This window comes from Streptomyces sp. MUM 203J, from assembly GCF_022414595.1.
In the GTDB taxonomy this organism is placed as follows: Bacteria; Actinomycetota; Actinomycetes; order Streptomycetales; family Streptomycetaceae; genus Streptomyces.
Window position 1 is genome coordinate 125654 of the sequence record NZ_JADWYO010000004.1, and the last position, 26416, is coordinate 152069.

Annotated in this window: 28 protein-coding genes and 1 riboswitch; of the genes, 15 read left to right on the top strand and 13 right to left on the bottom strand. The window is 68.5% G+C overall.

Features of this window, described 5'->3' with window-relative positions:
* Positions 1–61: 61 nt before the first annotated feature.
* Positions 62–1180 carry a peptidoglycan bridge formation glycyltransferase FemA/FemB family protein gene (locus I3F58_RS04335; protein ID WP_240106826.1) on the bottom strand — a complete coding sequence of 373 codons (1119 nt, stop codon included), beginning with the start codon at positions 1178–1180 and terminating at the stop codon, positions 62–64.
* Between the two features lie 111 nt (positions 1181–1291).
* Positions 1292–1606, bottom strand: coding sequence for a hypothetical protein (locus I3F58_RS04340; RefSeq protein ID WP_240106827.1), 315 nt, complete (start codon positions 1604–1606; stop codon positions 1292–1294).
* Positions 1607–1841: 235 nt separating this feature from the next.
* Between I3F58_RS04340 and rpsF the strand changes: the two genes are divergently transcribed.
* From rpsF to rplI, 4 genes are all read left to right on the top strand, one after another.
* Positions 1842–2132 carry a 30S ribosomal protein S6 gene (gene rpsF, locus I3F58_RS04345; protein ID WP_240106828.1) on the top strand — a complete coding sequence of 97 codons (291 nt, stop codon included), beginning with the start codon at positions 1842–1844 and terminating at the stop codon, positions 2130–2132.
* A 73-nt stretch (positions 2133–2205) separates the two neighbouring features.
* Complete coding sequence (locus I3F58_RS04350; RefSeq protein WP_240106829.1) at positions 2206–2793, top strand: single-stranded DNA-binding protein; 588 nt, start codon at positions 2206–2208, stop codon at positions 2791–2793.
* Between the two features lie 59 nt (positions 2794–2852).
* A complete protein-coding gene (rpsR, locus tag I3F58_RS04355; RefSeq protein ID WP_128983236.1) occupies positions 2853–3089 on the top strand; it encodes a 30S ribosomal protein S18 in 237 nt (78 codons plus the stop codon).
* A gap of 18 nt (positions 3090–3107) precedes the next feature.
* Positions 3108–3554, top strand: coding sequence for a 50S ribosomal protein L9 (gene rplI / locus I3F58_RS04360; protein WP_240106830.1), 447 nt, complete (start codon positions 3108–3110; stop codon positions 3552–3554).
* Between the two features lie 132 nt (positions 3555–3686).
* Here rplI and I3F58_RS04365 read toward each other — a convergent pair whose 3' ends face one another.
* Positions 3687–5024 carry an MATE family efflux transporter gene (locus tag I3F58_RS04365; RefSeq protein WP_240106831.1) on the bottom strand — a complete coding sequence of 446 codons (1338 nt, stop codon included), beginning with the start codon at positions 5022–5024 and terminating at the stop codon, positions 3687–3689.
* 375 nt (positions 5025–5399) lie between these two features.
* Here I3F58_RS04365 and dnaB point away from each other — a divergent pair, with 375 nt between their 5' ends.
* Together dnaB and I3F58_RS04375 are read left to right on the top strand one after the other, a co-directional pair.
* Positions 5400–6920, top strand: a complete 1521-nt coding sequence (gene dnaB / locus I3F58_RS04370) for a replicative DNA helicase (RefSeq protein WP_240106832.1) — start codon at positions 5400–5402, stop codon at positions 6918–6920.
* Between the two features lie 201 nt (positions 6921–7121).
* A complete protein-coding gene (locus I3F58_RS04375) occupies positions 7122–7760 on the top strand; it encodes a LysE family transporter (protein WP_240106833.1) in 639 nt (212 codons plus the stop codon).
* A gap of 69 nt (positions 7761–7829) precedes the next feature.
* Here the strand turns inward: I3F58_RS04375 and I3F58_RS04380 are convergent, their stop codons facing one another.
* The 5 genes from I3F58_RS04380 to I3F58_RS04400 form a co-directional block, all read right to left on the bottom strand.
* The gene (locus I3F58_RS04380) at positions 7830–8282 is read right to left on the bottom strand and encodes a GNAT family N-acetyltransferase (RefSeq protein WP_240106834.1); all 453 of its coding nucleotides are present in this window, start codon (positions 8280–8282) and stop codon (positions 7830–7832) included.
* A gap of 40 nt (positions 8283–8322) precedes the next feature.
* Positions 8323–8802 (bottom strand): NUDIX domain-containing protein, encoded by a 480-nt coding sequence (locus tag I3F58_RS04385; RefSeq protein WP_240106835.1) that lies wholly within the window; start codon positions 8800–8802, stop codon positions 8323–8325.
* Between the two features lie 61 nt (positions 8803–8863).
* The gene (locus I3F58_RS04390) at positions 8864–9760 is read right to left on the bottom strand and encodes a LysR family transcriptional regulator (RefSeq protein ID WP_240106836.1); all 897 of its coding nucleotides are present in this window, start codon (positions 9758–9760) and stop codon (positions 8864–8866) included.
* A gap of 433 nt (positions 9761–10193) precedes the next feature.
* Positions 10194–11330, bottom strand: a complete 1137-nt coding sequence (locus I3F58_RS04395) for a cystathionine gamma-lyase (protein ID WP_240106837.1) — start codon at positions 11328–11330, stop codon at positions 10194–10196.
* A 6-nt stretch (positions 11331–11336) separates the two neighbouring features.
* Complete coding sequence (locus I3F58_RS04400; protein ID WP_240106838.1) at positions 11337–11717, bottom strand: phage holin family protein; 381 nt, start codon at positions 11715–11717, stop codon at positions 11337–11339.
* Positions 11718–11771: 54 nt separating this feature from the next.
* Between I3F58_RS04400 and I3F58_RS04405 the strand changes: the two genes are divergently transcribed.
* From I3F58_RS04405 to I3F58_RS04420, 4 genes are all read left to right on the top strand, one after another.
* Positions 11772–12089 carry a cupin domain-containing protein gene (locus tag I3F58_RS04405; RefSeq protein ID WP_240106839.1) on the top strand — a complete coding sequence of 106 codons (318 nt, stop codon included), beginning with the start codon at positions 11772–11774 and terminating at the stop codon, positions 12087–12089.
* Between the two features lie 155 nt (positions 12090–12244).
* A complete protein-coding gene (locus I3F58_RS04410) occupies positions 12245–12472 on the top strand; it encodes a DUF5326 family protein (protein ID WP_275678103.1) in 228 nt (75 codons plus the stop codon).
* 255 nt (positions 12473–12727) lie between these two features.
* Positions 12728–13492 carry an IclR family transcriptional regulator gene (locus tag I3F58_RS04415; RefSeq protein WP_240106840.1) on the top strand — a complete coding sequence of 255 codons (765 nt, stop codon included), beginning with the start codon at positions 12728–12730 and terminating at the stop codon, positions 13490–13492.
* Between the two features lie 116 nt (positions 13493–13608).
* Positions 13609–14040 (top strand): SsgA family sporulation/cell division regulator, encoded by a 432-nt coding sequence (locus I3F58_RS04420; RefSeq protein WP_240106841.1) that lies wholly within the window; start codon positions 13609–13611, stop codon positions 14038–14040.
* Positions 14041–14151: 111 nt separating this feature from the next.
* Here I3F58_RS04420 and I3F58_RS04425 read toward each other — a convergent pair whose 3' ends face one another.
* Positions 14152–15441 carry a YibE/F family protein gene (locus I3F58_RS04425; protein WP_240106842.1) on the bottom strand — a complete coding sequence of 430 codons (1290 nt, stop codon included), beginning with the start codon at positions 15439–15441 and terminating at the stop codon, positions 14152–14154.
* Positions 15442–15623: 182 nt separating this feature from the next.
* A riboswitch (TPP riboswitch) is annotated at positions 15624–15797 on the top strand.
* Between I3F58_RS04425 and thiC the strand changes: the two genes are divergently transcribed.
* Positions 15791–17611: a phosphomethylpyrimidine synthase ThiC gene (thiC, locus tag I3F58_RS04430; RefSeq protein WP_240106843.1), complete on the top strand. Its 1821-nt coding sequence runs from the start codon at positions 15791–15793 to the stop codon at positions 17609–17611. (Overlaps the previous riboswitch by 7 nt.)
* 279 nt (positions 17612–17890) lie before the next feature.
* Complete coding sequence (locus tag I3F58_RS04435) at positions 17891–18244, top strand: DUF805 domain-containing protein (protein WP_240106844.1); 354 nt, start codon at positions 17891–17893, stop codon at positions 18242–18244.
* Between the two features lie 84 nt (positions 18245–18328).
* Here the strand turns inward: I3F58_RS04435 and I3F58_RS04440 are convergent, their stop codons facing one another.
* From I3F58_RS04440 to I3F58_RS04450, 3 genes are all read right to left on the bottom strand, one after another.
* On the bottom strand, positions 18329–19072 hold the full coding sequence (locus I3F58_RS04440) for a hypothetical protein (protein WP_240106845.1): 744 nt from the start codon (positions 19070–19072) through the stop codon (positions 18329–18331).
* Between the two features lie 130 nt (positions 19073–19202).
* Positions 19203–20294: a metallophosphoesterase gene (locus tag I3F58_RS04445; protein ID WP_240106846.1), complete on the bottom strand. Its 1092-nt coding sequence runs from the start codon at positions 20292–20294 to the stop codon at positions 19203–19205.
* Positions 20295–20628: 334 nt separating this feature from the next.
* Complete coding sequence (locus I3F58_RS04450) at positions 20629–21744, bottom strand: LacI family DNA-binding transcriptional regulator (RefSeq protein WP_240106847.1); 1116 nt, start codon at positions 21742–21744, stop codon at positions 20629–20631.
* Positions 21745–22170: 426 nt separating this feature from the next.
* Here I3F58_RS04450 and hisC point away from each other — a divergent pair, with 426 nt between their 5' ends.
* Positions 22171–23253, top strand: coding sequence for a histidinol-phosphate transaminase (gene hisC, locus I3F58_RS04455; protein WP_240106848.1), 1083 nt, complete (start codon positions 22171–22173; stop codon positions 23251–23253).
* Between the two features lie 23 nt (positions 23254–23276).
* Here the strand turns inward: hisC and I3F58_RS04460 are convergent, their stop codons facing one another.
* Positions 23277–23651 (bottom strand): cyclophilin-like fold protein, encoded by a 375-nt coding sequence (locus I3F58_RS04460; RefSeq protein WP_240106849.1) that lies wholly within the window; start codon positions 23649–23651, stop codon positions 23277–23279.
* Positions 23652–23879: 228 nt separating this feature from the next.
* Between I3F58_RS04460 and I3F58_RS04465 the strand changes: the two genes are divergently transcribed.
* Positions 23880–25385 (top strand): cytochrome ubiquinol oxidase subunit I, encoded by a 1506-nt coding sequence (locus I3F58_RS04465; protein WP_240106850.1) that lies wholly within the window; start codon positions 23880–23882, stop codon positions 25383–25385.
* 17 nt (positions 25386–25402) lie between these two features.
* On the top strand, positions 25403–26407 hold the full coding sequence (gene cydB / locus I3F58_RS04470; RefSeq protein WP_240106851.1) for a cytochrome d ubiquinol oxidase subunit II: 1005 nt from the start codon (positions 25403–25405) through the stop codon (positions 26405–26407).
* Positions 26408–26416: the final 9 nt, after the last annotated feature.

Here is a 26416-nt window from a genome sequence, read left to right on the forward strand (position 1 = left end):
GAGCCTTTCTTCGGCGGTGACTGACTGAGGTGTGCGAGACGCGTACGAGCCTACGGAGGCGTCAGCGGCGCGACATGTAGATGTCGAGAGCCTTGTGCAGCAGCTTGTTCAGCGGGAAGTCCCACTCGCCCACGTACTCGGCCGCCTCGCCGCCGGTGCCGACCTTGAACTGGATCAGGCCGAACAGGTGGTCCGTCTCGTCCAGCGAGTCCGAGATGCCCCGCAGGTCGTACACCGTCGCGCCCATGGCGTACGCGTCGCGCAGCATCCGCCACTGCATGGCGTTCGAGGGCCGGACCTCGCGGCCGATGTTGTCGGAGGCACCGTACGAGTACCAGACGTGCCCGCCCACGACCAGCATCGTCGCCGCCGCCAGGTTCACGCCGTTGTGGCGCGCGAAGTACAGCCGCATCCGGTTGGGGTCCTCGTTGTTGAGGACGGTCCACATGCGCTGGAAGTACGACATGGGGCGCGGCCGGAACTTGTCGCGCACGGCCGTGATCTCGTACAGCCGCTGCCACTCGGCCAGATCCTCGTAGCCGCCCTGGACGACCTCGACACCGGCCTTCTCGGCCTTCTTGATGTTGCGCCGCCACAGCTGGTTGAAGCCCTTGAAGACATCGTCCAGAGAGCGGTTGGCCAGCGGCACCTGGTAGACGTAGCGAGGCTGCACGTCTCCGAAGCCCGCGCCGCCGTCCTCGCCCTGCTGCCAGCCCATCTTGCGCAGCCGGTCCGCCACTTCGAAGGCACGGGGCTCGATGAACGAGGCCTCGACGTCCCGCAGCCGCTTGACGTCGGGGTCCTGGATGCCGGCCTTGATCGCGGGCGCGTTCCACCGGCGGATGACCACCGGCGGGCCCATCTTGACCGAGAACGCACCCTGGTTCTTGAGGTGCTGGAGCATGGGCTGCAGCCACTCCTCCAGGTTCGGCGCGTACCAGTTGATGACCGGTCCCTCGGGCAGGTACGCGAGGTAACGCTTGATCTTCGGGAGCTGGCGGTACAACACCAGTCCGGCGCCGACCAGTTCGTTGTTCTTGTCGAACCAGCCGAGGCTCTCCGAGCGCCATTCGGTCTTCACATCGGCCCATGCCGGAACCTGGCAGTGACTCGCCGCGGGCAGGGTCTGGAGATACGCCAGATGCTGCTCTCGGCTGATGGTCCTCAGGGTCAGGCTCATGTCGGGGCGCTCCTCGGCTGGTAAGTCCCCCATCGGTCAGGGGTTCCGGCTCTCGCGCCGAAGCCTACTTGCAGCGAGGAGCGCCCTGGAGTGGGCGTACGCCAGGATCGTTCAGCCGATGACTCCGCCGAAGAGTCCGCCGCGGGCCATACCGAGGAAGAACCCGACCGCCGAGGCGCCCAGGCCCACGATCAGGAAGGTGCGCTCGCGGGTCGTCACGGAGATGAACTGGCCGTAGGCGCCGGTGAGGATGCCGATGAGCCCGGACCAGGAGGCGAGCAGGTGGAGGTTGTGGAACTGGGCGGTGACGACGGCCAGCGCTCCCAGGACCAGGGTCACGACCATGAGCGTGTCCTGGAGGGGATGGGGCTTGCCGTCGGTGGCGAACAGGGACGAGGAGGGATGACGCTGGAATGCCTGAGCCATTGGGAGACCTCCTGGCTGTGCCGGAAGGCGGCGCAATGTAGCACCGCCCGTACCCGTTGTGTACAGGTTGCGTCCCCTCGCCACCGGATTTCAACCGGAAGCCGGTGTGCGGGTACTCTGTACCGTCTGCACAGGTGTCTGCCCATGTTCGGGACCGGACGCCGTGCGGAACGCATCACGACCCTCCTGCCACGGAACGACCGTGGCCGCTGAGTCCAAAGGAGGTGGGTTCCACATGCGTCACTACGAGGTGATGGTCATCCTCGACCCCGATCTCGAAGAGCGTGCTGTCTCCCCGCTGATCGAGAGCTTCCTCTCCGTCGTCCGCGAGGCCGACGGCAAGGTCGAGAAGGTCGACACCTGGGGCCGTCGTCGTCTCGCTTACGAGATCAAGAAGAAGCCCGAGGGCATCTACTCGGTCATCGACCTGCAGGCCGAGCCTGCGGTCGTCAAGGAGCTCGACCGCCAGATGAACCTGAACGAGTCGGTCCTCCGGACCAAGGTCCTCCGCCCCGAGACCCACTGAGCCTCGGGCTCACAGGTCTTCGGGTCCGAGTAGCAGCAAGCAGCCAGCAGCAATCCCGCCGAGAGGTTCACCCATGGCAGGCGAGACCGTTATCACGGTCGTCGGCAACCTTGTCGACGACCCCGAGCTGCGCTTCACGGCGTCCGGTGCGGCGGTCGCGAAGTTCCGCGTCGCGTCCACTCCCCGTACCTTCGACCGCCAGACCAACGAGTGGAAGGACGGCGAGAGCCTCTTCCTGACCTGCTCGGTCTGGCGCCAGGCGGCCGAGAACGTCGCCGAGTCGCTTCAGCGAGGCATGCGCGTCGTCGTGCAGGGCCGCCTGAAGCAGCGGTCGTACGAGGACCGCGAGGGCGTCAAGCGCACGGTCTTCGAGCTGGACGTCGACGAAGTCGGCCCGAGCCTCCGCAACGCCACGGCCAAGGTCACCAAGACCACCGGCCGCGGCCAGGGCGGCTACGGCGGCGGCAGCGGTGGTCCGCAGGACAGCGGCCCCTGGGGCGGCGCCCCGGGTGCCGGTGGTCCGCAGGGCGGCGGCGGTGCTCCCGCCGACCCCTGGGGCTCCAGCGCTCCGTCGAGCCCGCAGCAGGGTGGCAACACCGGCTGGGGCGGCAACAGCGGCAGCGGCAGCGGCGGCGGCTACTCGGACGAGCCCCCCTTCTAAGGAGCCACGGCTCTGGGGACGGTTCGTAACCCCACTTCTTGATCACACAGGAGATACACATGGCGAAGCCGCCTGTGCGCAAGCCCAAGAAGAAGGTTTGCGCTTTCTGCAAGGACAAGGTCGCGTACGTCGACTACAAGGACACGAACATGCTGCGGAAGTTCATTTCCGACCGCGGCAAGATCCGTGCCCGTCGCGTGACCGGCAACTGCACGCAGCACCAGCGTGACGTCGCCACGGCCGTCAAGAACAGCCGTGAGATGGCGCTGCTGCCCTACACGTCCACCGCGCGCTAAGGGAAGGGTGACCGACTGATGAAGATCATCCTCACCCACGAGGTCTCCGGCCTCGGTGCCGCCGGCGACGTCGTCGACGTCCGTGACGGCTACGCTCGCAACTACCTGGTCCCGCGCGGTTTCGCGATCCGCTGGACCAAGGGCGGCGAGAAGGACGTGGCGCAGATCCGCCGCGCCCGCAAGATCCGCGAGATTGCGACGATCGAGCAGGCCAACCAGATCAAGGCCCAGCTCGAGGGTGTGAAGGTGCGTCTGGCTGTTCGCTCCGGCGACACCGGCCGCCTCTTCGGCTCCGTCACCCCGGCCGACGTCGCCTCGGCGATCAAGGCCGCGGGCGGTCCGGACGTCGACAAGCGTCGTGTCGAGCTCGGCGCGCCGATCAAGAGCCTGGGCTCGCACCAGGTGTCCGTGCGTCTGCACCCCGAGGTCGCCGTGAACCTCGGCGTTGAGGTCGTCGCCGCCTGAGTGACGCTTCAGCGAAGCTGAGCACGTGGAGGGCCGCATCCCCTGAGGATGCGGCCCTCTTGCGTTTCACGTGAAACATGATGTCGGGATGACAGGGACACTGCGCCGTGTTTCACGTGAAACACGGCGTACTCAGCGGGTGGCTCCCGTGACGAGCCAGTGGCCCGAGCGAGTCCGCAGCCAGAGTGTCAGCAGCCGGACCGCCATCATCAGGGTCATCGCCCACCAGAGCGCGGTCAGCCCGCCGCCCAGGGCCAGCACCAGCAGGGCGACCGGAGTGAACGCCACCAGGGTCACCACCATCGCCCCGGCCAGGTACGGCCCGTCGCCTGCGCCCATCAGTACACCGTCCAGGACGAAGACGACCCCGGCGACGGGCTGTGAGAGAGCGACGACCACGAGCGCGGGCAGCAACGTGTCCTGCACGGCTCCGTCGCCGGTGAAGAGCGGGATCAGCGCGGGCCGGGCGGCCACGAGGAGGATGCCCAGGGCCAGCCCCGAGACCACACCCCACTGCATCATGCGACGGCAGGCCGCCCGGGCGCCCCCGGTGTCCCCGGCGCCGAGATACCGACCGATGATGGCCTGCCCGGCGATGGCGATGGCGTCGAGCGCGAAGGCCGACAGGCTCCAGAGCGACAGGATGATCTGGTGAGCGGCCACCTCGGTGTCGCCCAGGCGGGCCGCGATGGCCGTAGCGATCACCAGTACCGCGCGCAGGGAGAGGGTACGGATCAGCAGTGGCACCCCGGCCTGGGCGCTCGCCCTGATGCCTGCGGTATCGGGCCGGAGGGAGGCCCCGTGACGCCGCGCTCCCTGGACGACCACCACGAGGTACGCCGCCGCCATGCCGCACTGGGCGATCACGGTGCCCCAGGCCGACCCGGCGATGCCCAACCCCATGCCGTAGACCAGGGCGAGGTTGAGGGCGACGTTGGCGCTGAAGCCGCCGATGGCGACATACAGCGGGGTGCGGGTGTTCTGGAGACCGCGCAGGACGCCTGTGGCGGCGAGCACGACAAGCATGGCGGGGATACCCAGGCTGGAGATCCGCAGGTAGGTGATGGCATGCGGGGCGGCCGTGGGGGAGGCTCCGAAGATGTCGACGACCCAGGGGGCGGTGGGGAGAGTGACGGCGACGACGGCCAGTCCCAGGAGCAGGGCGAGCCAGATACCGTCCATGCCCTGACGAATCGCGGCAGGAAGATCGCCCGCGCCGATCCGCCGGGCGACCGCGGCGGTGGTGGCGTAAGCGAGGAACACGAAGACGCTCACGGCGGTGGAGAGCAGGGTGGCTGCCACGCCCAGGCCGGCGAGCTGGGGAGTGCCGAGATGGCCGATGATGGCACTGTCGGCGAGCACGAAGAGAGGTTCCGCGACGAGGGCGCCGAAAGCGGGCAGGGCGAGGGCGAGGATCTCTCGGTCGTGGCGGCGCCGGGTACTCTTCGGGGCCGGGGGAGCCTGGGACATGAGGGCTAATGTAGTCGTCCACAGGTAATAGACACAATGTGTTTGTGGTCATTACATGGGAACGTGCTGCCGGAGTGGGCCCGGGAGGCCTGCGCTGATCTTGAGCCGCCTGGGGAAGTTTTTCTCCCCCACAGGCAGTGGATGGAAAACTCGCAGCTCAAAGAGGGTGCGCTGAAGAGCTTATGAGTTTGTCCACATGGCTTTCCCCCGCTCCGTGCACAGGATCCGGAGAGTTGTCCACAGCATCAGAGTGTTCATTCACAGGGCCTGTGGATAACCAGATTGGCTGACGCCCCCGGTGGGCCTACCGTTGTGCGGCGCCCGAGTGGGCGCATGGCAAGGTCCGCCCCGGTGCGGACGGGAGGAGGTGGGCCGGTGAGCATCCCCGAGCCCTTGGACGACCCCTGGACCGAGAGCGGCCCGAGCGACCGTCTGCCCGTCTCCCGCCGGCGTGGTGAGGGCCCCGGTCCGGAGGGCCGCGGAGGTCCACGCGGCGGTCGTGGCCGAGGGCGGGACGAGCAGCACGAGCGGGGCGGCGACGACGCCGCTCCCTGGGACGGCGGCGCGGCCGGTTTCGAGCGGGTCCCACCGCAGGACCTGGACGCCGAGCAGTCGGTGCTGGGCGGCATGCTGCTGTCGAAGGACGCCATCGCGGAAGTCGTGGAGGTCATCAAGAGCCACGACTTCTACCGGCCTGCCCACGAGACGATCTACCAGGCGATCCTCGATCTCTATGCCAAGGGCGAGCCCGCGGACCCCATCACCGTGGGCGCCGAACTCACCAAGCGCGGGGAGATCACCCGCGTCGGGGGTACTCCCTACCTCCACACCCTCGTGCAGTCCGTGCCGACCGCGGCGAACGCCGCGTACTACGCGGAGATCGTCCACGAGCGGGCCGTGCTGCGCAGACTCGTCGAAGCGGGCACCAAGATCACGCAGATGGGATACGCCGCCGACGGCGACGTCGACGAGATCGTCAACTCGGCCCAGGCCGAGATCTACGCGGTCACGGAGCAGCGCACCAGCGAGGACTACCTGCCGCTCGGGGACATCATGGAGGGCGCGCTCGACGAGATCGAGGCGATCGGCTCTCGCAGCGGTGAGATGACCGGTGTCCCCACCGGCTTCTCGGACTTCGACTCTCTCACCAATGGGCTCCATCCGGGCCAGATGATCGTCATCGCTGCCCGTCCCGCCATGGGTAAGTCCACGCTTGCGCTGGACTTCGCCCGGGCCTGTTCCATCAAGCACAACCTGCCCAGCGTGATCTTCTCCCTGGAGATGGGGCGCAACGAGATCGCGATGCGTCTGCTGTCGGCCGAGGCCCGGGTCGCGCTGCACCACATGCGGTCCGGGACGATGACCGACGAGGACTGGACGCGGCTGGCCCGTCGGATGCCGGACGTGTCGCAGGCGCCGCTCTACATCGACGACTCGCCGAACCTGTCGATGATGGAGATCCGTGCAAAGTGCCGCCGCCTGAAGCAGCGCAACAACCTGAAGCTGGTCGTCATCGACTACCTCCAGCTCATGCAGTCCGGCGGTTCCAAGCGGGCCGAGAGCCGCCAGCAGGAGGTCTCCGACATGTCGCGGAACCTGAAGCTGCTGGCGAAGGAGCTGGAGGTCCCGGTGATCGCGCTGTCGCAGCTGAACCGTGGCCCCGAGCAGCGCACCGACAAGAAACCGATGGTGTCGGACCTCCGTGAGTCCGGCTCGATCGAGCAGGACGCGGACATGGTCATCCTGCTCCACCGTGAGGACGCTTACGAGAAGGAGTCCCCCCGCGCCGGCGAGGCCGACCTGATCGTCGCCAAGCACCGTAACGGCCCCACCGCCACGATCACGGTCGCCTTCCAGGGCCACTACTCCCGTTTCGTCGACATGGCCCAGACCTGACGGATCCAGGAACGAGGTGCCCGGTCGCGAAGGCTGCTGCCCGGCGGCCGGAAATGGCTTGCCCCACCGGCCGGGCGTCGCGAGGATGCCGCGCATGACGAAGAACTCCGCCCTCCCGCTCCTGCTTCTCTCCCGCGCCTCCTCGCGTGGCGAGCAGCAGCAGCCGACGGCCCGGGAACGGGGTACGACGCCTGTGCGCCCGTGACGGGGGCGCTGGTCTCCGGGCTGGTGGCCGGGTACGGCATCGCGGTACCGGTCGGGGCCGTCGGGGCGTATCTGGTCGCGGTCACCGCGCGAACGGGTCTGAAGGTGGGAGCCTGCGCGGCGCTGGGGGTCGCTGCGGCTGATGGCGCGTACGCCCTGGGCGCGGCCTTGGGCGGAGCAGCCCTGGTGCCGTTCCTTCAGCCTGTGACGGTTCCACTGCGGTGGGCTGCCGCCTTCGTGCTCGTCGGCCTGGCGGTCTGGAGCGGGGCCGGGGCGATCACGCGGTACCGCCGGGACCGGAGCGATCCCGGGCGGGTCCAGCAGGCTCTGACAGGCGGCCGGGCCTTCCTGGGGTTCCTGGGCATCACGCTGATGAACCCCGTGACCGTGGTCTACTTCACCGCGCTGGTGCTGGCCACCAGGACAGCCTCCGATCCCACACGCCTGGAGCAGCTCCTCTTCGTCGGAGGTGCCTTCGTGGCGTCTGCCAGCTGGCAGCTCCTGCTGGCCGGCGGCGGCGCTCTGCTGGGGAAGGCGCTGACCGGGAGACGCGGGCGACTGGTGACCGCACTGTCGTCCAGCACACTGATCGTGGTGCTGGCCGTCCACCTCCTTCTCACGGCCGGTGAACGGTGAGCGGTTCGTCAGCGAGTGCGTACGCACCTGCGACCGTGCTGTTTCACGTGAAACAGCACGCCGGTGTACTCACAGTGTCATTTTGAAACCGACGTGGGAGGCGACGAAGCCGAGGCGCTCGTAGAAGCGGTGCGCTTCTCCGCGGGAGGTGTCAGATGTGAGCTGCACCAACTGCGCTCCCTGACGGCGTGATTCATCGATGGCCCACTGGATGAGGTCGGTGCCGAGGCCGTTGCCGCGTGCGTCGGCACGGATGCGGACCGCCTCGATGAGGGAGCGGGAGGCTCCGCGCCGCGACAGCCCGGGGATGATCGTCAGATGAAGTGTGCCAATCACCCGGCCGCCGCGGACGGCGACGACCAGATGCTGGTTCGGGTCAGCAGCCACGCGCTCGAACGCGGGCAGATACGGGGAGAGGTCATCGGGCGACTCGCGCCGGGAGCCCAGGGGATCGTCGGCCAGCATCGCCACGATCACCGGTATGTCGTCGGAAGTCGCTCGTCGGATCTCAAGATCGCTCACGAAAGGAACGCTACCCGGTACCTGCGCCCCCTGGGTCCGGTCACCCCAGGTCGGGTGCGTGCATGGCCCGTACTCCCTCGATGTTGCCGTCGAGGTAGTGCCGCAGTGACAGGGGCACCAGATGCACGCCGGCGATTCCGAGCCGGGTGAACGGCACCCGTACGATCTCGTACTCACCGAGAGGCTCGTCGACCTCGGGGCCGTGTCGCTGCGCCGGGTCCATGGACTCCAGACGGCACACGAAGAAGTGCTGGACCTTCACCCCGGCGACGCCGCCGTTCTCGATGTGCTCGACGGTGTCGACGAAACAGGGCACCACGTCGGTGATCTTGGCGCCCAGCTCCTCGTGGACCTCGCGGTGAAGGGCATCGACGACGGTAGCGTCCCCGGGCTCGACGCCGCCGCCCGGAGTGAGCCAGTACGGATCCATCCCGGGTTTGGTCCGCTTGATCAGGATCAGGTCGTTTTCGTCGAGGAGGATGGCGCGTGCGGTGCGTTTGACCACTGGACGTTCGGTCATGGCATGAAAATGGCCCGTGCCGCCCGCTCTGAAACTCCCCGGTGGAGCCCGCCACTCCGTGTCACCAGTCGGCAGCGGCCCGCAGCAGCACCTCATGGGCCCGTGCGATGTGCGCCAGAGTGAGCGTGCCCGTGCGGACGACCAGGAAGTATGTCCGCAGCGGCGGCACGGGCGGATCGAGCAGCGCCACCAGACGGCCGTCGGCCAGTGCGCTCTCACACAGATAGCGGGGCAGAACGGCCAGACCGGCACCCGAGACAGCGGATGCCAGTACCGCTCGCAGATCCGGCACCACGACCGTGCCGGATGCGGCCGGTTTGGACTCGAAGACCGCCGCCCAGTAGCGGCTCACGAACGGCAGCGACTCGTGGACCTCGATCACCGGCAGTCGGTCCAGTGCCACAGCCCCCTTACCTGGCAGGGCGTCCGGCCCCAGCCGAGCCGCCCACCGCGGTGCCGCCACCAGCACGTGCTCCTCGTCGCACAGCGGTGTCGCTGTGAGCAGTCCGCCCCGTGGCCGTGCCGTGGCCACCGCCAGGTCATGTCGCCCGGCGGCCAGTCCGTCCAGGCTCTCCTCGGCTGCGCCGAACAACGAGGACCGCAAGGTCAGCCCCTCGGACACGAGCGGCGTCAGCGCGGGTAACACCCGCAGCGAGACGAACTCCGGAGGTCCGGCCAGATGCAGCGTCCGAGCTCCGGCCCGTCCGTGCGGCCCTGTCTCAGTGATCTCGACGAGGGCGTCCAGATGCGGCGCTGCGCGGTGGGCGAGTTCGTCACCGATGGTCGTGGGCGTGACGCCCCGTGCCTGACGCAGGAACAACGGGCGCCCCAGCTGGCGCTCCAGTGAGCGGATCTGGCTGGTGACCGCGGGCTGCGAGAGTCCCAGCAGGGCGGCGGCTCGGGTGAAGGAGCCCGCGCGGTGCACGGTGACGAAGGTCCGCAGCAGGCTCAGGTCCATGTCAGTCCCACCCCCTGCTTCCCCCCGTGTCGGCTCTCCCGGAGGCGTACAACTATAAATATGTCGATAGGTCGCTGTCGCTGGTGTGATTGGACACTGACGTAGGGTCAACTAGCCTGGTTCAGGCCTGATACAGGCACACAGACCAGGACGGTCCGAGCCACGAGGGGGGAGGCTCGGACCGTCCTTCCTGCGTAGGGCGCCTAGTTGGGCGGTGTAGGCGGGAGACGCCTGGACCGGGGTGCGTGCGGCACGCCGCCCCCACGCTCCCGGCTGCGGCGGGGCAGGAGGTATCCCCCCGGGGGCGTCGTCGCGGCTGCAGGCGCACCGCACCGATGCCCTCCGCCGCCGTGTATCTGCACGCACCAGTCCGCGGTCGCCAACCGTGGGGGCGCGCCCGGCCCCGAGTCCGGCGTGATCCGTCGAGCGCTCCCTACCCCGCCGCCGCGTCCAGAGCACGCAGGACGTCCGCCACCAGGTCGTCCGGGTCTTCGGCGCCCACGGAGAAGCGGATGAAGCCCTCCGGGACGTCGTCCCCGCCCCACCGGGCGCGCCGCTCCGCAGTGGAGCGCACGCCGCCGAAGCTGGTGGCGTCGTCCACCAGGCGCAGCGCGTCCAGGAACCGTTCCGCCCGCTCCCGGTCGGCCAGGGCGAACGACACGACCGAGCCGAAGCGCCTCATCTGCCCGGCGGCCACCTCGTGTGACGGGTCACCCGGCAGACCCGGATGACGCAGCCCCGAGACTTCGTCCCGATCGGCCAGCGCCCGCGCCAGCAGCAGGGCGTTCTCGCACTGCCGGTCGACCCGGAGCTGCAGGGTGGCCAGCGACCGGTGCGCCAGCCACGCCTCCATGGGCCCGGGGATCGCGCCGGCCAGCTTGCGCCAGCGCCGGACGGCCGCGGTGAGATCCGCGTCCAGGCAGGCCACATGTCCGAGCAGGATGTCGCCGTGCCCGGTCAGCCCCTTGGTGCCGCTGGCAACCGAGAAGTCGGCACCCAGCTCCAGCGGGCGCTGCCCGAGCGGAGTGGCGAGCGTGTTGTCGACGGCGACAAGTGCGCCCTGGCCGTGCGCGGCCTTCACCAGCCGTCGTACGTCGCATACGTCGAGGCCCGGGTTCGAGGGCGTCTCGATCCACAGCAGGCGCGCCCCCGCCAACACGTCCAGCTGGGCGTCCCCACCGGTCGGGGCGGTGCGTACCTCGATCCCGTACGCCTCCAGCTGCTCCCGTAGCAGCGCAAGCGACTGGTAGCCGTCGCTCGGCAGGACGGCCACGTCCCCGGTCTTGAGCAGCGAGAAGAGCACGGCGGAGATCGCGGCCATGCCCGAGGCGAAGACGGCCGTCTCCACATCAGGGCTGCCAGGGGCCTCCAGCTCTCCGATGGCCCGTTCCAGGTGCGTCCAGGTCGGGTTCTCGTCCCGCCCGTACCGGTACGGGCCGGTCGGCTCGCCGGGCAGGTGGTAGTGCGCCGCGAAGACCGGCCCGGGGAGGGTCGGCTCGTGCTTCTCCGGCTCGGGCAGCCCGGCCCGTACGGCTCTGGTGCCGTCGCCCCAGCCCCGCTGGTCGGTCATGGCGTTTCAGTCCCGGCCGTCGGGGAGCACGACGTTCAGCGCCCAGGACACGACCGAGATGATCAGGCCGCCGAGTACCGCCGTCCAGAAGCCCTCCACATGGAAGCTGAGGTCCAGCTTGTCCGCGAGCCACGAAGTGAGCAGCAGCATCAGGGCGTTCACGACCAGGGTGAACAGGCCGAGCGTCAGAATGAACAGCGGCAGCGTCAGCAGCTTCACGAGCGGCTTGACGAAGACGTTCACGACACCGAACAGCAGGGCGACCAGCAGCAGGGTCCACGCCTGCTTGCCGGTGCTGTCACCGGTCAGTGTGATGTTGTCGACCAGCCAGATAGCGACGGCCAGGGCACCCGCGTTCGCGAGCGTCTTGACGAGGAAATTCATCATGTGTCTGATCGTGGCAGACACGATCGGAACAAGGCAGGGGCGAGGACGAACCTCATGAAGGCATTCCGACTGGACGAGCTGGAGGCGGAGCGCGCCGCGAACGACGGTGCGTATCTGCAGTTCCTGCGCGAGCGGAACATGTCGGTGGGGCTGTACGCCCTCAACGCGGGCGAGCTGGACCCCCAGCAGCCGCACAAGGAGGACGAGGTCTACTTCGTGGTCAGCGGCCGTGCGGCGATCACGGTCGGCTCCGAGACCCAGGCGGTCGGGCGGGGCAGCGTGGTCTATGTACCGGCCGGGGTCCCGCACAAGTTCCACCACATCACCGAGGACCTCCGGGTCATGGTGGTGTTCTCCCCGCCCGAGAGCTGACGGCCCGGACCGGTGCGGCCGGAGCCTGGTTCCCTAGGGGGTGCCTCAGGGGACTTCAAGGGATGCGGGGTCCCCGGGAGCCCGGTGCTCCGCCCTAGCATCGAAGCAGCGACGCTCGACCGCGGCGCACACGACAGAGGAGTGAGGCGGGGAACATGACGGCGATAAAGGACATGCTCGCGGGGCTGCCCTGGTGGGTGAAGTGGGTGGCCATCCCGGTCATCGCGGTGGCCGTCTTCGGCGGGATGATCGCGTCGGCGGTCTTCTTCCTGGTGAACGTGCTGTTCAAGGTGCTGCTGTTCGTGGCACTCGTCGGCGGACTTGTGTACGTCGTCCGCAAGGTCACCGGAAAGTCCTCGTCCTCCTCTTCTTCCGGCTGGTGACGCCGGTCGGCCGGTGACAATCGGCCGCCGGTGTCAGGCGACCGGCTGCCGTTAGTCCGCTCGGGGGAACGGCCCCGGCGGAACGCACCCCCGAACGGGGGCTGCCATTAGAGTGGCAGCGCTTCCGCCGCCCTTGGATTCAGGGGCCGAGTGAACGCCCTGCCAGCGGTTTGTACGACTTGTCGACGGCGCCGACCGGAGACCGGCGACGACCTGCGACCGCTGGGGGCGAATGCCTGGGGGTGACCTTTGGTCATGGCTTCGACTTCCGCTGCCCCAACCCTGATCGGCTCGGTGCAGCGGGCGCTCAGACTGCTGGAGGCCGCTGGTTCGCACCCCGGCGGTGCCCCGGCCAAACAGCTCGCGCGCGAGACCGGGCTGGCCCTGCCCACTGCGTACCACCTGCTGCGCACGCTGGCGCACGAGGGTTATCTGCTGCGCGACAAGGGGCTCTTCGTACTCGGGGACGCGGCCAGGCGGCTGGCGGACGCCGAAGCCCTGCAGAATCGTCGCACCAAGATCGAGGATTCGCTCGCGGAGTGGCGGGACGCCATCGGCGTACCCGTCTATTTCGCTGTCTACCGGGACGGTGAGATCGAGCTCGTCGCCGTCTCGGACACCCCGGCCGCTCCTGCTGTCGAAGCGTGGGCCGACTTCCGCGAGACGGGACACGCCCACGCGATCGGCCAGTGCCTTCTCGGCCAACTCGACGAGGAGTCACGTGAGGACCACCTGGACCGCCATCCCGTGAACGCGATCACGCCGTACACGGTGCGTGACCGGCGGACGCTCCTGGAGCGGCTTGGTCAGCGGCAGTCGACGCTCCCGTTTATCGAACGCCAGGAGTACGCGCTGGGGACCGTCTGCGCCGCGATTCCGGTCACGTCGGCCGGTGCTACGGCCGCGATGGCCATCTCTCTGCCGCTCCATCAAGCAGACCGGCTGCTGCCCGCGATCGAACAGCTTCGCCACGAGATCGGAAAGCTCCTCACTGCGCTCGCCCTCTCTATCAGTATCTGAAAAATCACTCCTTGTGATCTGTTGGCGGTTCCAGGACTATTGCGTCAAGAGGGCCAGGAGCGATCAATCCTGGCCGTTTTCACATCATTGCTCACACGGCACCAGCGGGGTACACGATGCGCGAGTCGGTTCAGGCCGAAGTCCTGATGAGCTTCGTCGTCTCGGAAGAGCTCTCCTTCAGGATCCCGGTCGAACTCGGTTACGAGGGGCGGGATCCGTTCGCGGTCCGGATGACGTTCCACCTGCCGGGGGACGCCCCGGTGACCTGGGCTTTCGGCAGAGAGCTGCTCCTGGACGGCATCAACGCCCCCAGCGGTGAGGGGGATGTCCGCATCGAGCCGGCCGACGGCGAGGAGCTGTCGGACGTGAGTATCCGGCTGTGTGTCGGACCCGACCAGGCGGTCTTCCGGGCCAGCGCCCCGCCTCTGATCGCGTTCCTCGACCGCACCGACCGGCTGGTGCCGCTGGGGCAGGAAAGCACCTTGGGCGACTTCGGAGATGACCTGGAAAAGGCACTCGGCCGTATCCTCGCGGAGAACGCGGGCTGAGACGATGTGCCGGCCCGCCTCAGGCCGGCACTCGGCGGGGTCGGCAGGCGGCCGGGCGGGCGTCTCGACGGGTCGTGGCAGGACCCCCGGCGCGCCGGACAGAACGGCTGCCTAGCGCTTGCGGCGCCGTCCGCGCCCGGTGCGGGCAGCCGGGGCGCCCGGCTCGCCTGCCGACGGCCGGTCCGCCGACACGACCAGCGCGGCCAGCCCGGTGGTGACCGGCACCGAGGCCACCAGACCGATCGAACCGACCAGCGTCCGGACGATTTCCTCCGCGACCAGCTCGCTGTTGGCGACCGTCCCCACACTGCTCTGCGCGATCGAGAACAGCAGCAACAGCGGCAGCGCCGCGCCCGCGTAGGCCAGGACCAGTGTGTTCACCACCGACGCGATGTGGTCCCGCCCGATCCTGATGCCCGCCCGGTACAGCGCCCGTGGCCCCATCCTCGGGTCGGCCTGATGCAGCTCCCACACGGCGGAGGTCTGTGTCACCGTCACATCGTCGAGCACCCCCAGCGAACCGATGATGACCCCGGCCAGCAGCAGACCAGACATGTCGATATCGGGGTACAGCCCGTGGATCAGCCCCGTGTAGTCGTCCGTGTTGCCGCTCAGCCGCGCCCAGCCGATGAACAGCGAGCCGAGCAGACCGATCAGCAGCAGGGAGAGCAGCGTGCCGAGCACCGCGACCGAGGTACGGGCACTGAACCCATGGCTCAGATAAAGCGCCACCAGCATGATGGCGCTCGCCCCGACGACGGCCACCACCAGCGGGTTCGAGCCCTGCAGGATCGCCGGCAGGATGAAGAAGGTCAGGAACGCGAAGCTCGTCCCCAGCGCGACCAGCGCCATCACGCCCCTGAGCCGACCCACCGCGACCACCGCCAGGGCGAACAAGGCGGCCAGCAGGACCAAGGGGAACTTCCGGTTGACGTCCGTCACCGAGTACTGGAGCTCCTCCGGCGCGTCCGGCGCGTACGCCACGATCACGCCTTGGCCCTGCTCCAGCTGACGGGGCGCGTCCGGCTGCACGATCTCCGTGAACGTCCGCCCTTCGTGCGGACCTGTGGTCACCTCGATGGTGACCCGCTTGCAGTCTCCCTGCTGGGCGTTGACTGCCTCTCGGCCTTCCGGGGTACTGGTGTCCCCCGTCGGCGGCACCTGGGCGACGTTGACGTCCTTGCAGTTCACCTGCTCGACCTGGACGACCTTGCCCTGCTCCGTCTGCCGGTCGAAGCCGACGCCGCTGGGCTCGTGCGCAGGGGCTCCGCCCGGCCACAGCACGGCCAAGCCCACCAGGACGGCGGTGGCGAAGGGAATCAGCACCGCGGCGATGACTCTGCGCAGATGGGTGGAGACAGGGGCGGCCGGACCGTGCGCGTGCGTATGGACGTGCGCCAACGCATCGCCCTGGTGCGGGCCGTGGCCGGAACCCTGCTCGGAGCCGTGGCTCGAGCCATGGTCCGGGCCGTGATGCGGGTCGTGCGCCGGGGGCTGCTGTGAGGAAGTCACCGACCGATCATCGCAAGAACGCCAGGGGCCCCCTGTTCAGCGTGGCCGGAAGGGCGCTAGCGTGGTGGCACCTTTGCACACGCGGGAGCTCGGAGCACCGGGCTGAGAGGGCGCTGACCTTCGTCCCGCGGTGTTTCACGTGAAACGTGGCGTTTCACGTGAAACACCGCCGACGAGAGCCGCTGCGCCGACCGCCGAACCTGTTACCGGGTAATGCCGGCGTAGGGAGTAGGTCAAGATGACCGTTCAGGACGCACGCACGCCTGCCTCCAGCAGCACCAGCGGCTCTGCCGCCGAGGAGAGCGGGAAGTCCATCGGCTGGCACAAGGGGTACGTCGAGGGTTCGCGCCCTGACGTCCGGGTGCCGGTCCGCAAGGTGCACCTCACCAACGGCAAGGACGTCACCCTTTACGACACGTCCGGGCCGTACACCGATCCGAATGTCGAGACCGACGTACGTCGCGGACTGTCACCCCTGCGAGAGAACTGGATCATCGCGCGCGGCGATACCGAGGAGTACGCGGGCCGCCCGGTCCGCCCCGAGGACGACGGCATCAAGCACACGTCGCCCCGCGGCGGGCTGCGCAACCTCGACGCCGTCTTCCCAGGCCGGCCACGCCAGCCCCGACGGGGTCGCGAGGGCCAGGCGGTGACCCAGCTCGCGTACGCACGCCGGGGCGAGATCACCCCGGAGATGGAGTACGTCGCGGTCCGCGAGAACGTCTCTCCGGAGGTCGTACGGGAGGAGATCGCGGCGGGCCGCGCGGTGCTTCCGGCCAACGTCAACCACCCGGAGATCGAGCCGATGATCATCGGTAAGCGGTTCCTGGTGAAGGTCAACGCCAACATCGGCAACTCGGCGGTGACGTCCTCCATCGAGGAGGAGGTCGAGAAGATGACCTGGGCGACCCGCTGGGGTGCCGACACGGTCATGGACCTCTCCACCGGCCGCAACATCCACACCACCCGTGAGTGGGTGCTGCGCAACTCCCCGGTCCCGATCGGAACCGTGCCGCTCTACCAGGCCCTGGAGAAGGTGGATGGCCGGGCCGAGGATCTGACCTGGGAGATCTACAAGGACACGGTCATCGAGCAGGCCGAGCAGGGCGTCGACTACATGACCGTCCATGCCGGGGTGCTGCTGCCGTATGTGCCGCTGACAGCCCGGCGCAAGACCGGCATCGTGTCGCGCGGTGGCTCGATCATGGCCGCCTGGTGCCTGGCGCACCACAAGGAGAACTTCCTCTACACCAACTTCGAGGAACTCTGCGAGATCCTCGCCCGGTACGACGTCACCTACTCGCTGGGTGACGGTCTGCGGCCCGGCTCGATCGCGGACGCCAATGACGAGGCGCAGTTCGCTGAGCTGCGGACACTGGGTGAGCTGAACACGATCGCCAAGCGCCACAACGTCCAGACCATGATCGAGGGCCCGGGGCATGTCCCGATGCACAAGATCAAGGAGAACATCGACCTTCAGCAGGAGATCTGCGAGGAGGCGCCGTTCTACACGCTCGGCCCGCTGACCACGGACGTCGCCCCGGCGTACGACCACATCACGTCGGGTATCGGTGCGGCGATGATCGCCTGGTGGGGCACGGCCATGCTCTGCTACGTGACCCCGAAGGAGCACCTGGGCCTGCCGAACCGTGACGACGTGAAGACCGGAGTCATCACGTACAAGATCGCGGCTCATGCCGCAGACCTGGCCAAGGGCCACCCGGGCGCTCAGGAATGGGATGACGCCCTGTCGGACGCGCGGTTCGAGTTCCGCTGGGAGGACCAGTTCAACCTGGCGCTCGACCCGGACACGGCACGGGAGTTCCACGACGAGACCCTGCCGGCGGAGCCCGCCAAGACGGCCCACTTCTGCTCGATGTGCGGACCGAAGTTCTGCTCGATGAAGATCTCCCAGGACATCCGCCGCGAACACGGCGGTGACCTCGGCGGTGAGGCTGAGGGCAACCTGAAGCCGGAGGAGATCGAAGCGGGCATGGCGGAGAAATCCAAGGAGTTCGCCGCCCAGGGCAACCGCGTCTACCTGCCGCTCGCCGACTGAGCCGAATGCGGACCGGTCGGCCGGGAGGCCGGTCGGTGCAGTCATCAGCGCCGTCCTGAGGGGGATTTCCTCCTGGGGCGGCGCTGTCACGTTACGGAGAACGCAAGGCATACATGACGTTGCGTCGGCATCGAACGGGACACGGTTGGACGGCGGGTCGGTGTCCTTGTGCGGCAGCGGCTGCCGATGCCTTGACCTTACCTCTCGCGAAGCGCACGCTTTCGGCCGCTTGACCGAAAAGTTGCGTCCCTGACAAGGGGCCAAGGGGAGGGAACCTCAGTGAACTGGTACCTGGCCGTACTCAAGAACTACGCCGGATTCAGCGGTCGTGCCCGCCGCAAGGAATACTGGATGTTCGTTCTCTTCAACTTCCTCGTCGCGGTCGTCCTCGCGGGCATCGGCATGGCGATCGAGACGACGATCCTCTCCGCCGTCTACTGGCTCGCCGTGCTGATCCCGAGCCTGGCCGTCGGTGTCCGCCGGCTGCACGACACCGGCCGCTCGGGATGGTGGCTGCTCCTCGCCTTCGTCCCGCTCGTCGGCGCGATCATCCTGATCGTCTTCTTCGCCGGCGAAGGCGAGACCGCTCCGAACAAGTACGGTGCCAACCCGAAGCTCGCGCCCGCGGCGTGAGACACCGCTCCGACCGGGTCTAAGCCCACACGGAACGAAGGCCGGACGCGCCACGAAAGCGCTGCTCCGGCCTTCGTCACGCCGTCACTCCGGCCGCGGATCCGGGGCCGTGAGGTCCGGGCTGGTGAAGCCCGTGCCGGGGGAGCGGCCGAGGGCCGACGGTGGCGCCGGGGCCACAGGCGTCGTGCCGGGCTCTGCCAGGACGGTGCGGAGGAACGGGAGGATGCCCCGCTCCACCAGGGCGTGCCGCCAGGCCTCCCGGGCCCGGGAGATCTCGTCGGGCAGGTCGCCGCCGGGCTCCTGAGTGGCGTGCACCTCGGTGGAGCGGTTCCGCAGGGCCGTGACCAGCAGTCCGATCGCGGCTGTCAGCAGGCCGGCGGCCGTGACGGCGGCGAAGAACCAGCCGGCTGTGACCAGCGGATCCGCGACCTGCGGCGGCGGGTCCAGCAGCTTGAGGACGTATCCCACCAGAAGCAGGACGAGCGCTGCCACGCCGGCGAGGACCGGAGCCAGGACGGTGATGACGACACCGATGCCCGCGCCCCGGGCCGTCTCGTCGCCCGAGCCGCCGAGCACGGACGCCATGACGGCCACGCCCGACGGTCTGCGGTGCTCTGCACGGACCCGTACGAAGTGGTCGTACTCGGCGGCCGCCGCCGTGCTGATGACGGCCGAGGCGTCCATGGCCATGGTGCGCAGCTGTTCGTTGTTCAGCCGCTGTCCGACCGCGGCCAGTTCCGGGCGGTCCTGCGCGGTGCGCAGCACCTCGTCCAGCAGCCGCTCATAGTCGGCGCGGTCCTCCGGCAACAGGTGCGGAGCACTCTTCATGTGCGATCCCCCGATACTCCCGTGGGGCGTTGTACGCCCGCGCAACAACGGCAGTTGGGCACGCTGATGGTAGAGCCGTCACGGTGAGCGGTGACAGAGGGTTCCGGGAATTCGCCTTCCCCGGATGCGCTCAGTCATGTAGCGGGAGCTGCCGGACCAGCAGCTTTCCGGCCATGGTCACGCCGCCGTCCATGGCGATGGCCAGCCCGTCCGCGTACACATGCGGGCCGTTCACCGCGGGTCCGCCGCCCTCGCCGTCGGGACCGTCCTCCGTGCCGACCTCACCGAGGAGGTACGGGATGGGGCTGTGCCCATGGACGACGCGCTGCCCGCCGTAGGCCTCGAGCAGCTCCCGCACGGCGGTGGAGCCGCCCTCGTCGCGGAACGCGAACCGCTTGGTGAACTTGCGGAACAGGTCCCAGCACTCGTCGGCGTCGTTGCGGTTGAGGATCTCGTGGACGGTGTCGTTGACGTCCTCGATGGTGCCGCCGTATTCCAGGTAGGCGGTGGTGTCGGAGTGCAGGAGGAGGTAATCGTCCTGCACGGCGACCGCGTCGAGGCGGGACATCCACTGGAGGTGGACATCCTGGAGGCGGTCCATGTCGTTCTTCTGGCCGCCGTTGAGCAGCCAGGCCGCCTGGAAGGTGGCGGTGCCCGCACCGGAGTTGACGGGGGCGTCCCCGAACCGTTTGGCGCCGAGCAGCAACAGCTCGTGATTGCCCATCAGGGCCTTGCAGTAACCGCCAGCTGCGGCGGCCTCGGCGGACAGCCGCATGACCAGGTCGATGACGCCGATGCCGTCGGGGCCGCGGTCGGTGAAGTCGCCCAGGAACCACAGGCGGGTGTTGCCGGCCGCCCAGCGCCCGTCGGCGTCGACGAGGCCCTGTTCGCGCAGGGCGACGACCAGTTCGTCGAGGTAGCCGTGGACGTCTCCGACGACGTACAGCGGGCCGGGAGCGTGCCCCCCGTCGGCAGTGGGGTCGGCGTCGGGCTCCGGGGGCGGGGTCACCGCCACCTGGAGGGTGTCACCGCGGTTGATCACCGGCAGGTCCCGCTCGGTCGGGGTGTACCCGTCCGGGTGATCCCCTTCAGGCAGCGCATTGCCGGGATGATCGTCGGCGGACTGACCGCCCTGTACCGGCACCTGGGCGTACGGAGGTACGCGGAAGTCGCGCAACGTCGCCGTCCGCACCACGGGTCCCTGACCGGCCCCCTGAGTCATCGACCCCTCCACCACCGTCGCGACGCCCTACACCTCGCGGACCGGCCTGGTCGGGGCGGCCCGCGGTGTCGTGCGCCCATCATAGGAATGAGCCTTGTGCTCTGTGACGCACCAGGGGTGGTGAATCGGCGAGCACGCTCGGTTCACCGGTTGTTTTGCCCCAATTGGGAAGGTCTCGCTCGGGGCGGAGCGGAAACCGGACGGATCGGTGCCAGGTGTTGCACCGGTGTTCCACTGGTGTTCGCCCAGGGTTGACGCCGGGTTCCGCCCGGCCGGATGGGGCTGGATCTCAGCCCGTCCGGTGTGAGAGGAGGAACGCCGGGGCGCGAGCGTGTCAGGGGTGGCGTGGTGAGCGGGGCGGGCTGACCGTGGTGCGGGGCGGCCTGCGCTGGGACGACGTCCGCACGATCAGGTCGGTCGGTATCACCTGCTGCACCGGCCGGTCACTGTCGATGCCCTCGATCGCGTCGATCAGCAGCTGGACGACCGCCGTGCCGATCCGGCGCGGCTTGAGCGACAGCGTGGTGATGGGCGGCTCGGTGCTCGCGTACACGGTGGACTCGCTGCAGCAGACCAGCAGCAGGTCGTCCGGGACGCGCAGCCCGTACCGCCGTGCTGCCGCCAGCAGGTCCGTGCCGTTCGGGTCGAACAGCCCGTACACCGCGTCCGGCCGGTCCGGCCGGGCCAGCAACCGGTCGGCGGCCACCGCGCCTGCACACGGGTCGTGGGCCGGGTACGCCTCGTACACCGGGTCCTGTCCGACCCGCTTGCACCAGTTCAGGTACGCCTCGGTGGAGAGGCGTGTGTACGTGTCGGTGGAGGTGCCGGTGAGGAGCCCGATCCTGCGGGCCCCGGCCTCCGCCAGGTGGTCCAGCAGGCCGAGCACGGCGGCCTCGTGGTCGTTGTCCACCCAGGCGGTGACCGGCAGGGTCCCGGCCGGCCTGCCGTCGGAGACGACGGGCAGGCCCTGCCGGACCAGCTCGGTCACGACCGGGTCGTGGTCCGACGGATCGATGACGACCGTGCCGTCCAGGGCGACGTTCGACCAGATGTCGGCCGGGCTGCGCCGCGAGGTCGCCGGCAGGATCACCAGGGCGTACCCGCGGGCGAGAGCGGCGGAGGTGGCCGCCCGGGCCATCTCCGCGAAGTAGGCGAACTCGGTGAAGGTGAAAGGTTCATCCCCGTACGTCGTCACGGTCAGGCCGATGAGGCCGGATTTGCCGGTACGGAGGGTGCGCGCCGCTGCCGAGGGCCGGTAGCCGAGCCGGTCCGCGACCTCACGGACATGGCGGCGGGTGGTGTCCGGGAGCCTGCCCTTGCCGTTGAGCGCGTCTGACACGGTCGTGATGGAGACGCCCGCCGCGGCGGCCACGTCCCGGATGCCCGCGCGCCCCTGCCGGCTGCTCCGGGCCTGTGCCCGGCTCACCTGGTGCTTCCCTGCTGCTGTCATGGCGAGCCGATAGTAGGGCGACCGGCGCGGGGTGGGACGGTCGCATATTCACTTGTTGACAGGCACGTTTCTGCATGGTCGAGCCCGGTCAAACGTATGGAATCCCAAGTAAGTTGGGGGATCCTACGGCAGTCAGCCAGTGGTCCTCATGCGCGGGCCCGGTCTCTGGACGAGGTTTCGAAGAGTCTGCAACTCACCCCCACGGGGGATGCGCGCCACGGCGCGAGCCACCGGCGCGCGACGATTTCGCGTGCGCTCCCCCTGGGGCGGCCCGGACCGTCTCCGGCGCGGCCGATGTCCCGGATCAATCGGGGACGGGGTCCCGGATGAGCAGACCGAACTTCCGGTCGGCCATTCGCACGGAAGCGGAATCCTCATAAGGTGTGCAGTAGTCGGTTGGTACATACGGTCGAGGAGGACCACACAGTGAGCGAGACCAGCCCCAAGCTGCGCGCCGTGCTGGACGACATCCCCACGTACAAGCCGGGCAAGCCGGCGGCTGCCGACGGCCCGGTCGCGTACAAGCTGTCCTCCAACGAGAACCCGTATCCGCCGCTGCCCGGGGTGCTGGAGAGCGCCCTGGCCGCCGCGCACGGCTTCAACCGTTACCCGGACATGGCCTGCACCGGGCTGATGAACGAGCTGTCCGAGCGTTTCGGGGTGCCGGTGACGCATATCGCGACCGGTACCGGGTCCGTGGGTGTCGCCCAGTCCCTGGTGCAGTCCACCGCCGGTCCGGGTGACGAGGTGATGTTCGCCTGGCGGTCCTTCGAGGCGTACCCGATCATCACTCGGATCAGCGGGGCCACCGCGGTCAAGGTTCCACTGACCCCGGGCGCGGTCCACGACCTGGACGCGATGGCCGCCGCGATCACTGACCGAACTCGACTTATTTTCGTCTGCAATCCGAATAATCCGACTGGCACGGTGGTGCGCCGGGCCGAGCTCGAGCGCTTCCTCGACCGGGTGCCGAACGATGTCCTGGTCGTGCTGGACGAGGCATACATCGAGTTCATCCGGGACGATCAGGTGCCGAACGGCATCGAGATCTACCGGGACCGGCCGAACGTGGCGGTGCTGCGCACCTTCTCCAAGGCGTACGGCCTCGCCGGCCTGCGGGTAGGCTTCGCGATCGCGCATGAGCCGGTGGCGGCGGCTCTGCGCAAGACGGCGGTGCCGTTCGGGGTGAGCCAGCTGGCGCAGGACGCGGCGGTGGCCTCCCTGCGCGCGGAGGACGAACTGCTGGGCCGGGTCGGTTCGCTGGTGTGCGAGCGCTCGCGGGTGTGCGAGGCGCTGGCGGCCCAGGGGTGGAAGGTGCCTGAGACCCAGGCCAACTTCGTGTGGATGGCGCTGGGCGAGCGGACCATGGAGTTCGCCGCCGTGTGTGAGGCGGCCGGTGTGGTGATCCGGCCGTTCGCAGGTGAGGGTGCCCGGGTCACGATCGGTGAGACCGAGGCCAACGATCTGTTCCTGCGGACCGCCGAGACCTTCTACAAGGAGAAGTTCTGAGCGGCTCCGGTCCTGGGTGTGCGTCAGTCGGTGACGTGTTCCACCCGGATCGGGTCGCCGTCGCGGACCGTGGCCAGGAGGCGTGGGTCGTCCTCAAGCTCTCCCAGGATGTTGCATGGGCTCGCGAGCCGGGACTCCTCGCCGTGTGAGGCCGGCGTCGGTCCGTACGGCAGCGCCAGGGCGTCGCCCTCGGTCCAGAACGCCACTGTGCCCGCCTCCACCACCTGGCGGGCGTCCGCCTCCAGTGCGGCGGAGACCGGAGTCTCGAAATAGACCTCCTCGCCCCAGGTCCGGGCGGTGGAGGTGATGGGAAGAACCCCTGCGAGCGCCTTGCTCGTGGGGGTTTCTTCGATGGTCGCGGTCGTATGGCCCGCAGGCCAGGAGATGCGGATCAGCATGGCCGAATTCAACATTATGTTGAAGCTCTTCGGAAGAGGGGACCAGTGGCGTCCTCCGGGGGACCCCTCTCCCGTTTGAAGGGACCCCCCGCCGCTCGCTATGGATTCAGTGTCAGTCATAATTGCTTGTGCTTGTGAACACATTCACAAGCATGCAAGGCCGCGGCCCGCGAGGCCGGGGTGCAAGCCAGGGCGGCAGCCCGTGCAGCCCGTAAGGAGAAGATCGTCGTGGACCTGGCTCTGGCGCCAGAGACTCTGGCGCGGTGGCAGTTCGGTATCACCACCGTCTACCACTTCCTCTTCGTCCCCCTGACCATCTCACTCGCCGCCCTCACCGCCGGTCTTCAGACGGCCTGGGTGCGCACCGGCAAGGAGAAGTACCTCCGAGCGACCAAGTTCTGGGGCAAGCTCTTCCTGATCAACATCGCCATGGGTGTCGTCACCGGCATCGTGCAGGAGTTCCAGTTCGGCATGAACTGGTCGGACTACTCCCGCTTCGTCGGTGACGTCTTTGGCGCACCGCTCGCCTTCGAGGCGCTGATCGCCTTCTTCTTCGAGTCCACCTTCATCGGTCTGTGGATCTTCGGCTGGGACAAGCTGCCCAAACGGATCCATCTGGCCTGCATCTGGATGGTCTCGATCGGCACCATCCTGTCCGCGTACTTCATCCTGGCCGCCAACTCCTGGATGCAGCACCCGGTCGGCTACCGGATCAACGAGGAGAACGGCCGCGCCGAACTCACCGACTTCTGGCTGGTACTGACCCAGAACACCACCCTGACCCAGGTCTTCCACACCCTGTCCGCGGCCTTCCTGACCGGCGGGGCGTTCATGGTCGGCATCGCCGCCTTCCACCTGGCGCGCAGGAAGCACATCCCGGTGATGAAGACCTCGCTGCGGCTGGGCCTGGTCACCGTCGTCATCGCGGGCATGATGACCGCGCTCAGCGGCGATGTGCTCGGCAAGGTCATGTTCCAGCAGCAGCCCATGAAGATGGCGGCGGCGGAAGCGCTGTGGGACAGCGAGGCCCCCGCCCCCTTCTCTGTCTTCGCGTACGGAGACGTGGACAAGGGCCACAACAAGGTCGCCATCGAGATCCCGGGCCTGCTGTCCTTCCTGGCCAACGACGACTTCACCTCAGAGGTCCCCGGCATCAACGACACCAACGAGGCCCTGGAGGAACAGTTCGGGCCCGGTGACTACCGGCCCAACATCCCGGTCACCTACTGGGCCTTCCGCTGGATGATCGGCTTCGGCATGGCCTCCTTCGGGCTCGGCCTGCTCGGCCTGTGGCTGACCCGCAAGAGGTTCCTGCTGCCACCGGTCCACCGGGTGGGCGAGGAGGAGGTGCCGCATCTGGTCCTCTTCCAGAAGCCGCTCAGCCCCAAGCTCACCAAGCTCTACTGGTGGGTGGCCCTGTGGACGCTGGCCTTCCCGCTGATCGCCAACTCCTGGGGCTGGATCTTCACCGAGATGGGCCGCCAGCCGTGGGTCGTCTACGGTGTCATGCGCACCCGTGACGCCGTCTCCCCCGGTGTCACTCAGGGCGAGGTTCTCACCTCGATGATCGCCTTCACGCTGCTCTACGCGATCCTCGCCGTGATCGAGGTCAAGTTGCTGGTCAAGTACGTCAAGGCCGGACCGCCCGAACTCGCCGAGGCCGACCTCAACCCGCCCACCAAGATCGGCGGAAACGACCGAGACCCCGACCGGCCCATGGCCTTCTCGTACTGAGGGAGGGGAGACGCAACATGGAACTCCACGACATCTGGTTCGTCCTTATCGCCGTCCTCTGGACCGGCTACTTCTTCCTCGAAGGGTTCGACTTCGGGATCGGCGTCCTGACCAGGCTGCTCGCCCGCGACCGGTCCGAGAAGCGGGTCCTCATCAACACCATCGGACCCGTCTGGGACGGCAACGAGGTCTGGCTGCTCACCGCCGGCGGCGCCACCTTCGCGGCCTTCCCCGACTGGTACGCCACTCTCTTCTCCGGCTTCTACCTGCCGCTGCTGCTCATCCTGCTCTGCCTGATCGTGCGTGGCGTCGCCTTCGAGTACCGGGCCAAGCGGCCCGAACCACGCTGGCAGAGCAACTGGGAGCACGCGATCTTCTGGACCTCCCTCATCCCCGCCGTGCTGTGGGGCGTGGCCTTCGGGAACATCGTCCGAGGCGTGAAGATCGACGCGTCGAAGGAGTACGTCGGCGGTCTCGTCGACCTGCTCAACCCGTACGCGCTGCTCGGCGGCCTCGTCACACTGACACTGTTCACCTTCCACGGGACCGTGTTCGCCGCCCTCAAGACGGTGGGCGACATCCGGGAGCGGGCCCGGAAGCTGGCCTTCGCCCTCGGGCTGGTCACCGCCGCGCTCGCACTGGGCTTCCTCACATGGACCCAGGTGTCGCGCGGCGACGGAATCAGTCTGGTCGCCATGGCGGTCGCCGTGCTCGCGCTGGTCGGGGCGGTCGGGGCCATCAAGGCGGGGCGTGAGGGCTGGTCGTTCGCCCTGTCAGGGGTGACGATCGCCGCTGCGGTGGCGATGCTGTTCCTCACACTCTTCCCGAACGTCATGCCGTCCTCGCTGAACCCGGACTGGAGCCTGACGGTGACCAACGCGTCCTCCAGCCCGTACACCCTGAAGATCATGACTTGGTGTGCCGTGATCGCCACTCCGCTGGTGCTGCTGTATCAGGGCTGGACCTACTGGGTGTTCCGCAAGCGCATCGGCACGCAGCACATCGCGGACGCCGCGCACTGAGGCCTCACT

Excerpts from the sequence above, each read along its gene's own strand:
- rpsF (WP_240106828.1), top strand. The coding sequence starts at position 1,842 with ATGCGTCACTACGAGGTGATGGTCATCCTCGACCCCGATCTCGAAGAG.
- I3F58_RS04460 (WP_240106849.1), bottom strand. The coding sequence starts at position 23,651 with ATGCTGATCCGCATCTCCTGGCCTGCGGGCCATACGACCGCGACCATC.
- I3F58_RS04405 (WP_240106839.1), top strand. The coding sequence starts at position 11,772 with ATGAAGGCATTCCGACTGGACGAGCTGGAGGCGGAGCGCGCCGCGAAC.
- I3F58_RS04385 (WP_240106835.1), bottom strand. The coding sequence starts at position 8,802 with ATGACCGAACGTCCAGTGGTCAAACGCACCGCACGCGCCATCCTCCTC.
- I3F58_RS04440 (WP_240106845.1), bottom strand. The coding sequence starts at position 19,072 with ATGAAGAGTGCTCCGCACCTGTTGCCGGAGGACCGCGCCGACTATGAG.
- I3F58_RS04415 (WP_240106840.1), top strand. The coding sequence starts at position 12,728 with ATGGCTTCGACTTCCGCTGCCCCAACCCTGATCGGCTCGGTGCAGCGG.
- rplI (WP_240106830.1), top strand. The coding sequence starts at position 3,108 with ATGAAGATCATCCTCACCCACGAGGTCTCCGGCCTCGGTGCCGCCGGC.
- I3F58_RS04395 (WP_240106837.1), bottom strand. The coding sequence starts at position 11,330 with ATGACCGACCAGCGGGGCTGGGGCGACGGCACCAGAGCCGTACGGGCC.
- I3F58_RS04390 (WP_240106836.1), bottom strand. The coding sequence starts at position 9,760 with ATGGACCTGAGCCTGCTGCGGACCTTCGTCACCGTGCACCGCGCGGGC.
- I3F58_RS04340 (WP_240106827.1), bottom strand. The coding sequence starts at position 1,606 with ATGGCTCAGGCATTCCAGCGTCATCCCTCCTCGTCCCTGTTCGCCACC.
- I3F58_RS04400 (WP_240106838.1), bottom strand. The coding sequence starts at position 11,717 with ATGATGAATTTCCTCGTCAAGACGCTCGCGAACGCGGGTGCCCTGGCC.
- thiC (WP_240106843.1), top strand. The coding sequence starts at position 15,791 with ATGACCGTTCAGGACGCACGCACGCCTGCCTCCAGCAGCACCAGCGGC.
- I3F58_RS04450 (WP_240106847.1), bottom strand. The coding sequence starts at position 21,744 with ATGACAGCAGCAGGGAAGCACCAGGTGAGCCGGGCACAGGCCCGGAGC.
- I3F58_RS04350 (WP_240106829.1), top strand. The coding sequence starts at position 2,206 with ATGGCAGGCGAGACCGTTATCACGGTCGTCGGCAACCTTGTCGACGAC.
- rpsR (WP_128983236.1), top strand. The coding sequence starts at position 2,853 with ATGGCGAAGCCGCCTGTGCGCAAGCCCAAGAAGAAGGTTTGCGCTTTC.
- I3F58_RS04445 (WP_240106846.1), bottom strand. The coding sequence starts at position 20,294 with ATGACTCAGGGGGCCGGTCAGGGACCCGTGGTGCGGACGGCGACGTTG.
- I3F58_RS04420 (WP_240106841.1), top strand. The coding sequence starts at position 13,609 with ATGCGCGAGTCGGTTCAGGCCGAAGTCCTGATGAGCTTCGTCGTCTCG.
- I3F58_RS04410 (WP_275678103.1), top strand. The coding sequence starts at position 12,245 with ATGACGGCGATAAAGGACATGCTCGCGGGGCTGCCCTGGTGGGTGAAG.
- I3F58_RS04365 (WP_240106831.1), bottom strand. The coding sequence starts at position 5,024 with ATGTCCCAGGCTCCCCCGGCCCCGAAGAGTACCCGGCGCCGCCACGAC.
- I3F58_RS04335 (WP_240106826.1), bottom strand. The coding sequence starts at position 1,180 with ATGAGCCTGACCCTGAGGACCATCAGCCGAGAGCAGCATCTGGCGTAT.
- cydB (WP_240106851.1), top strand. The coding sequence starts at position 25,403 with ATGGAACTCCACGACATCTGGTTCGTCCTTATCGCCGTCCTCTGGACC.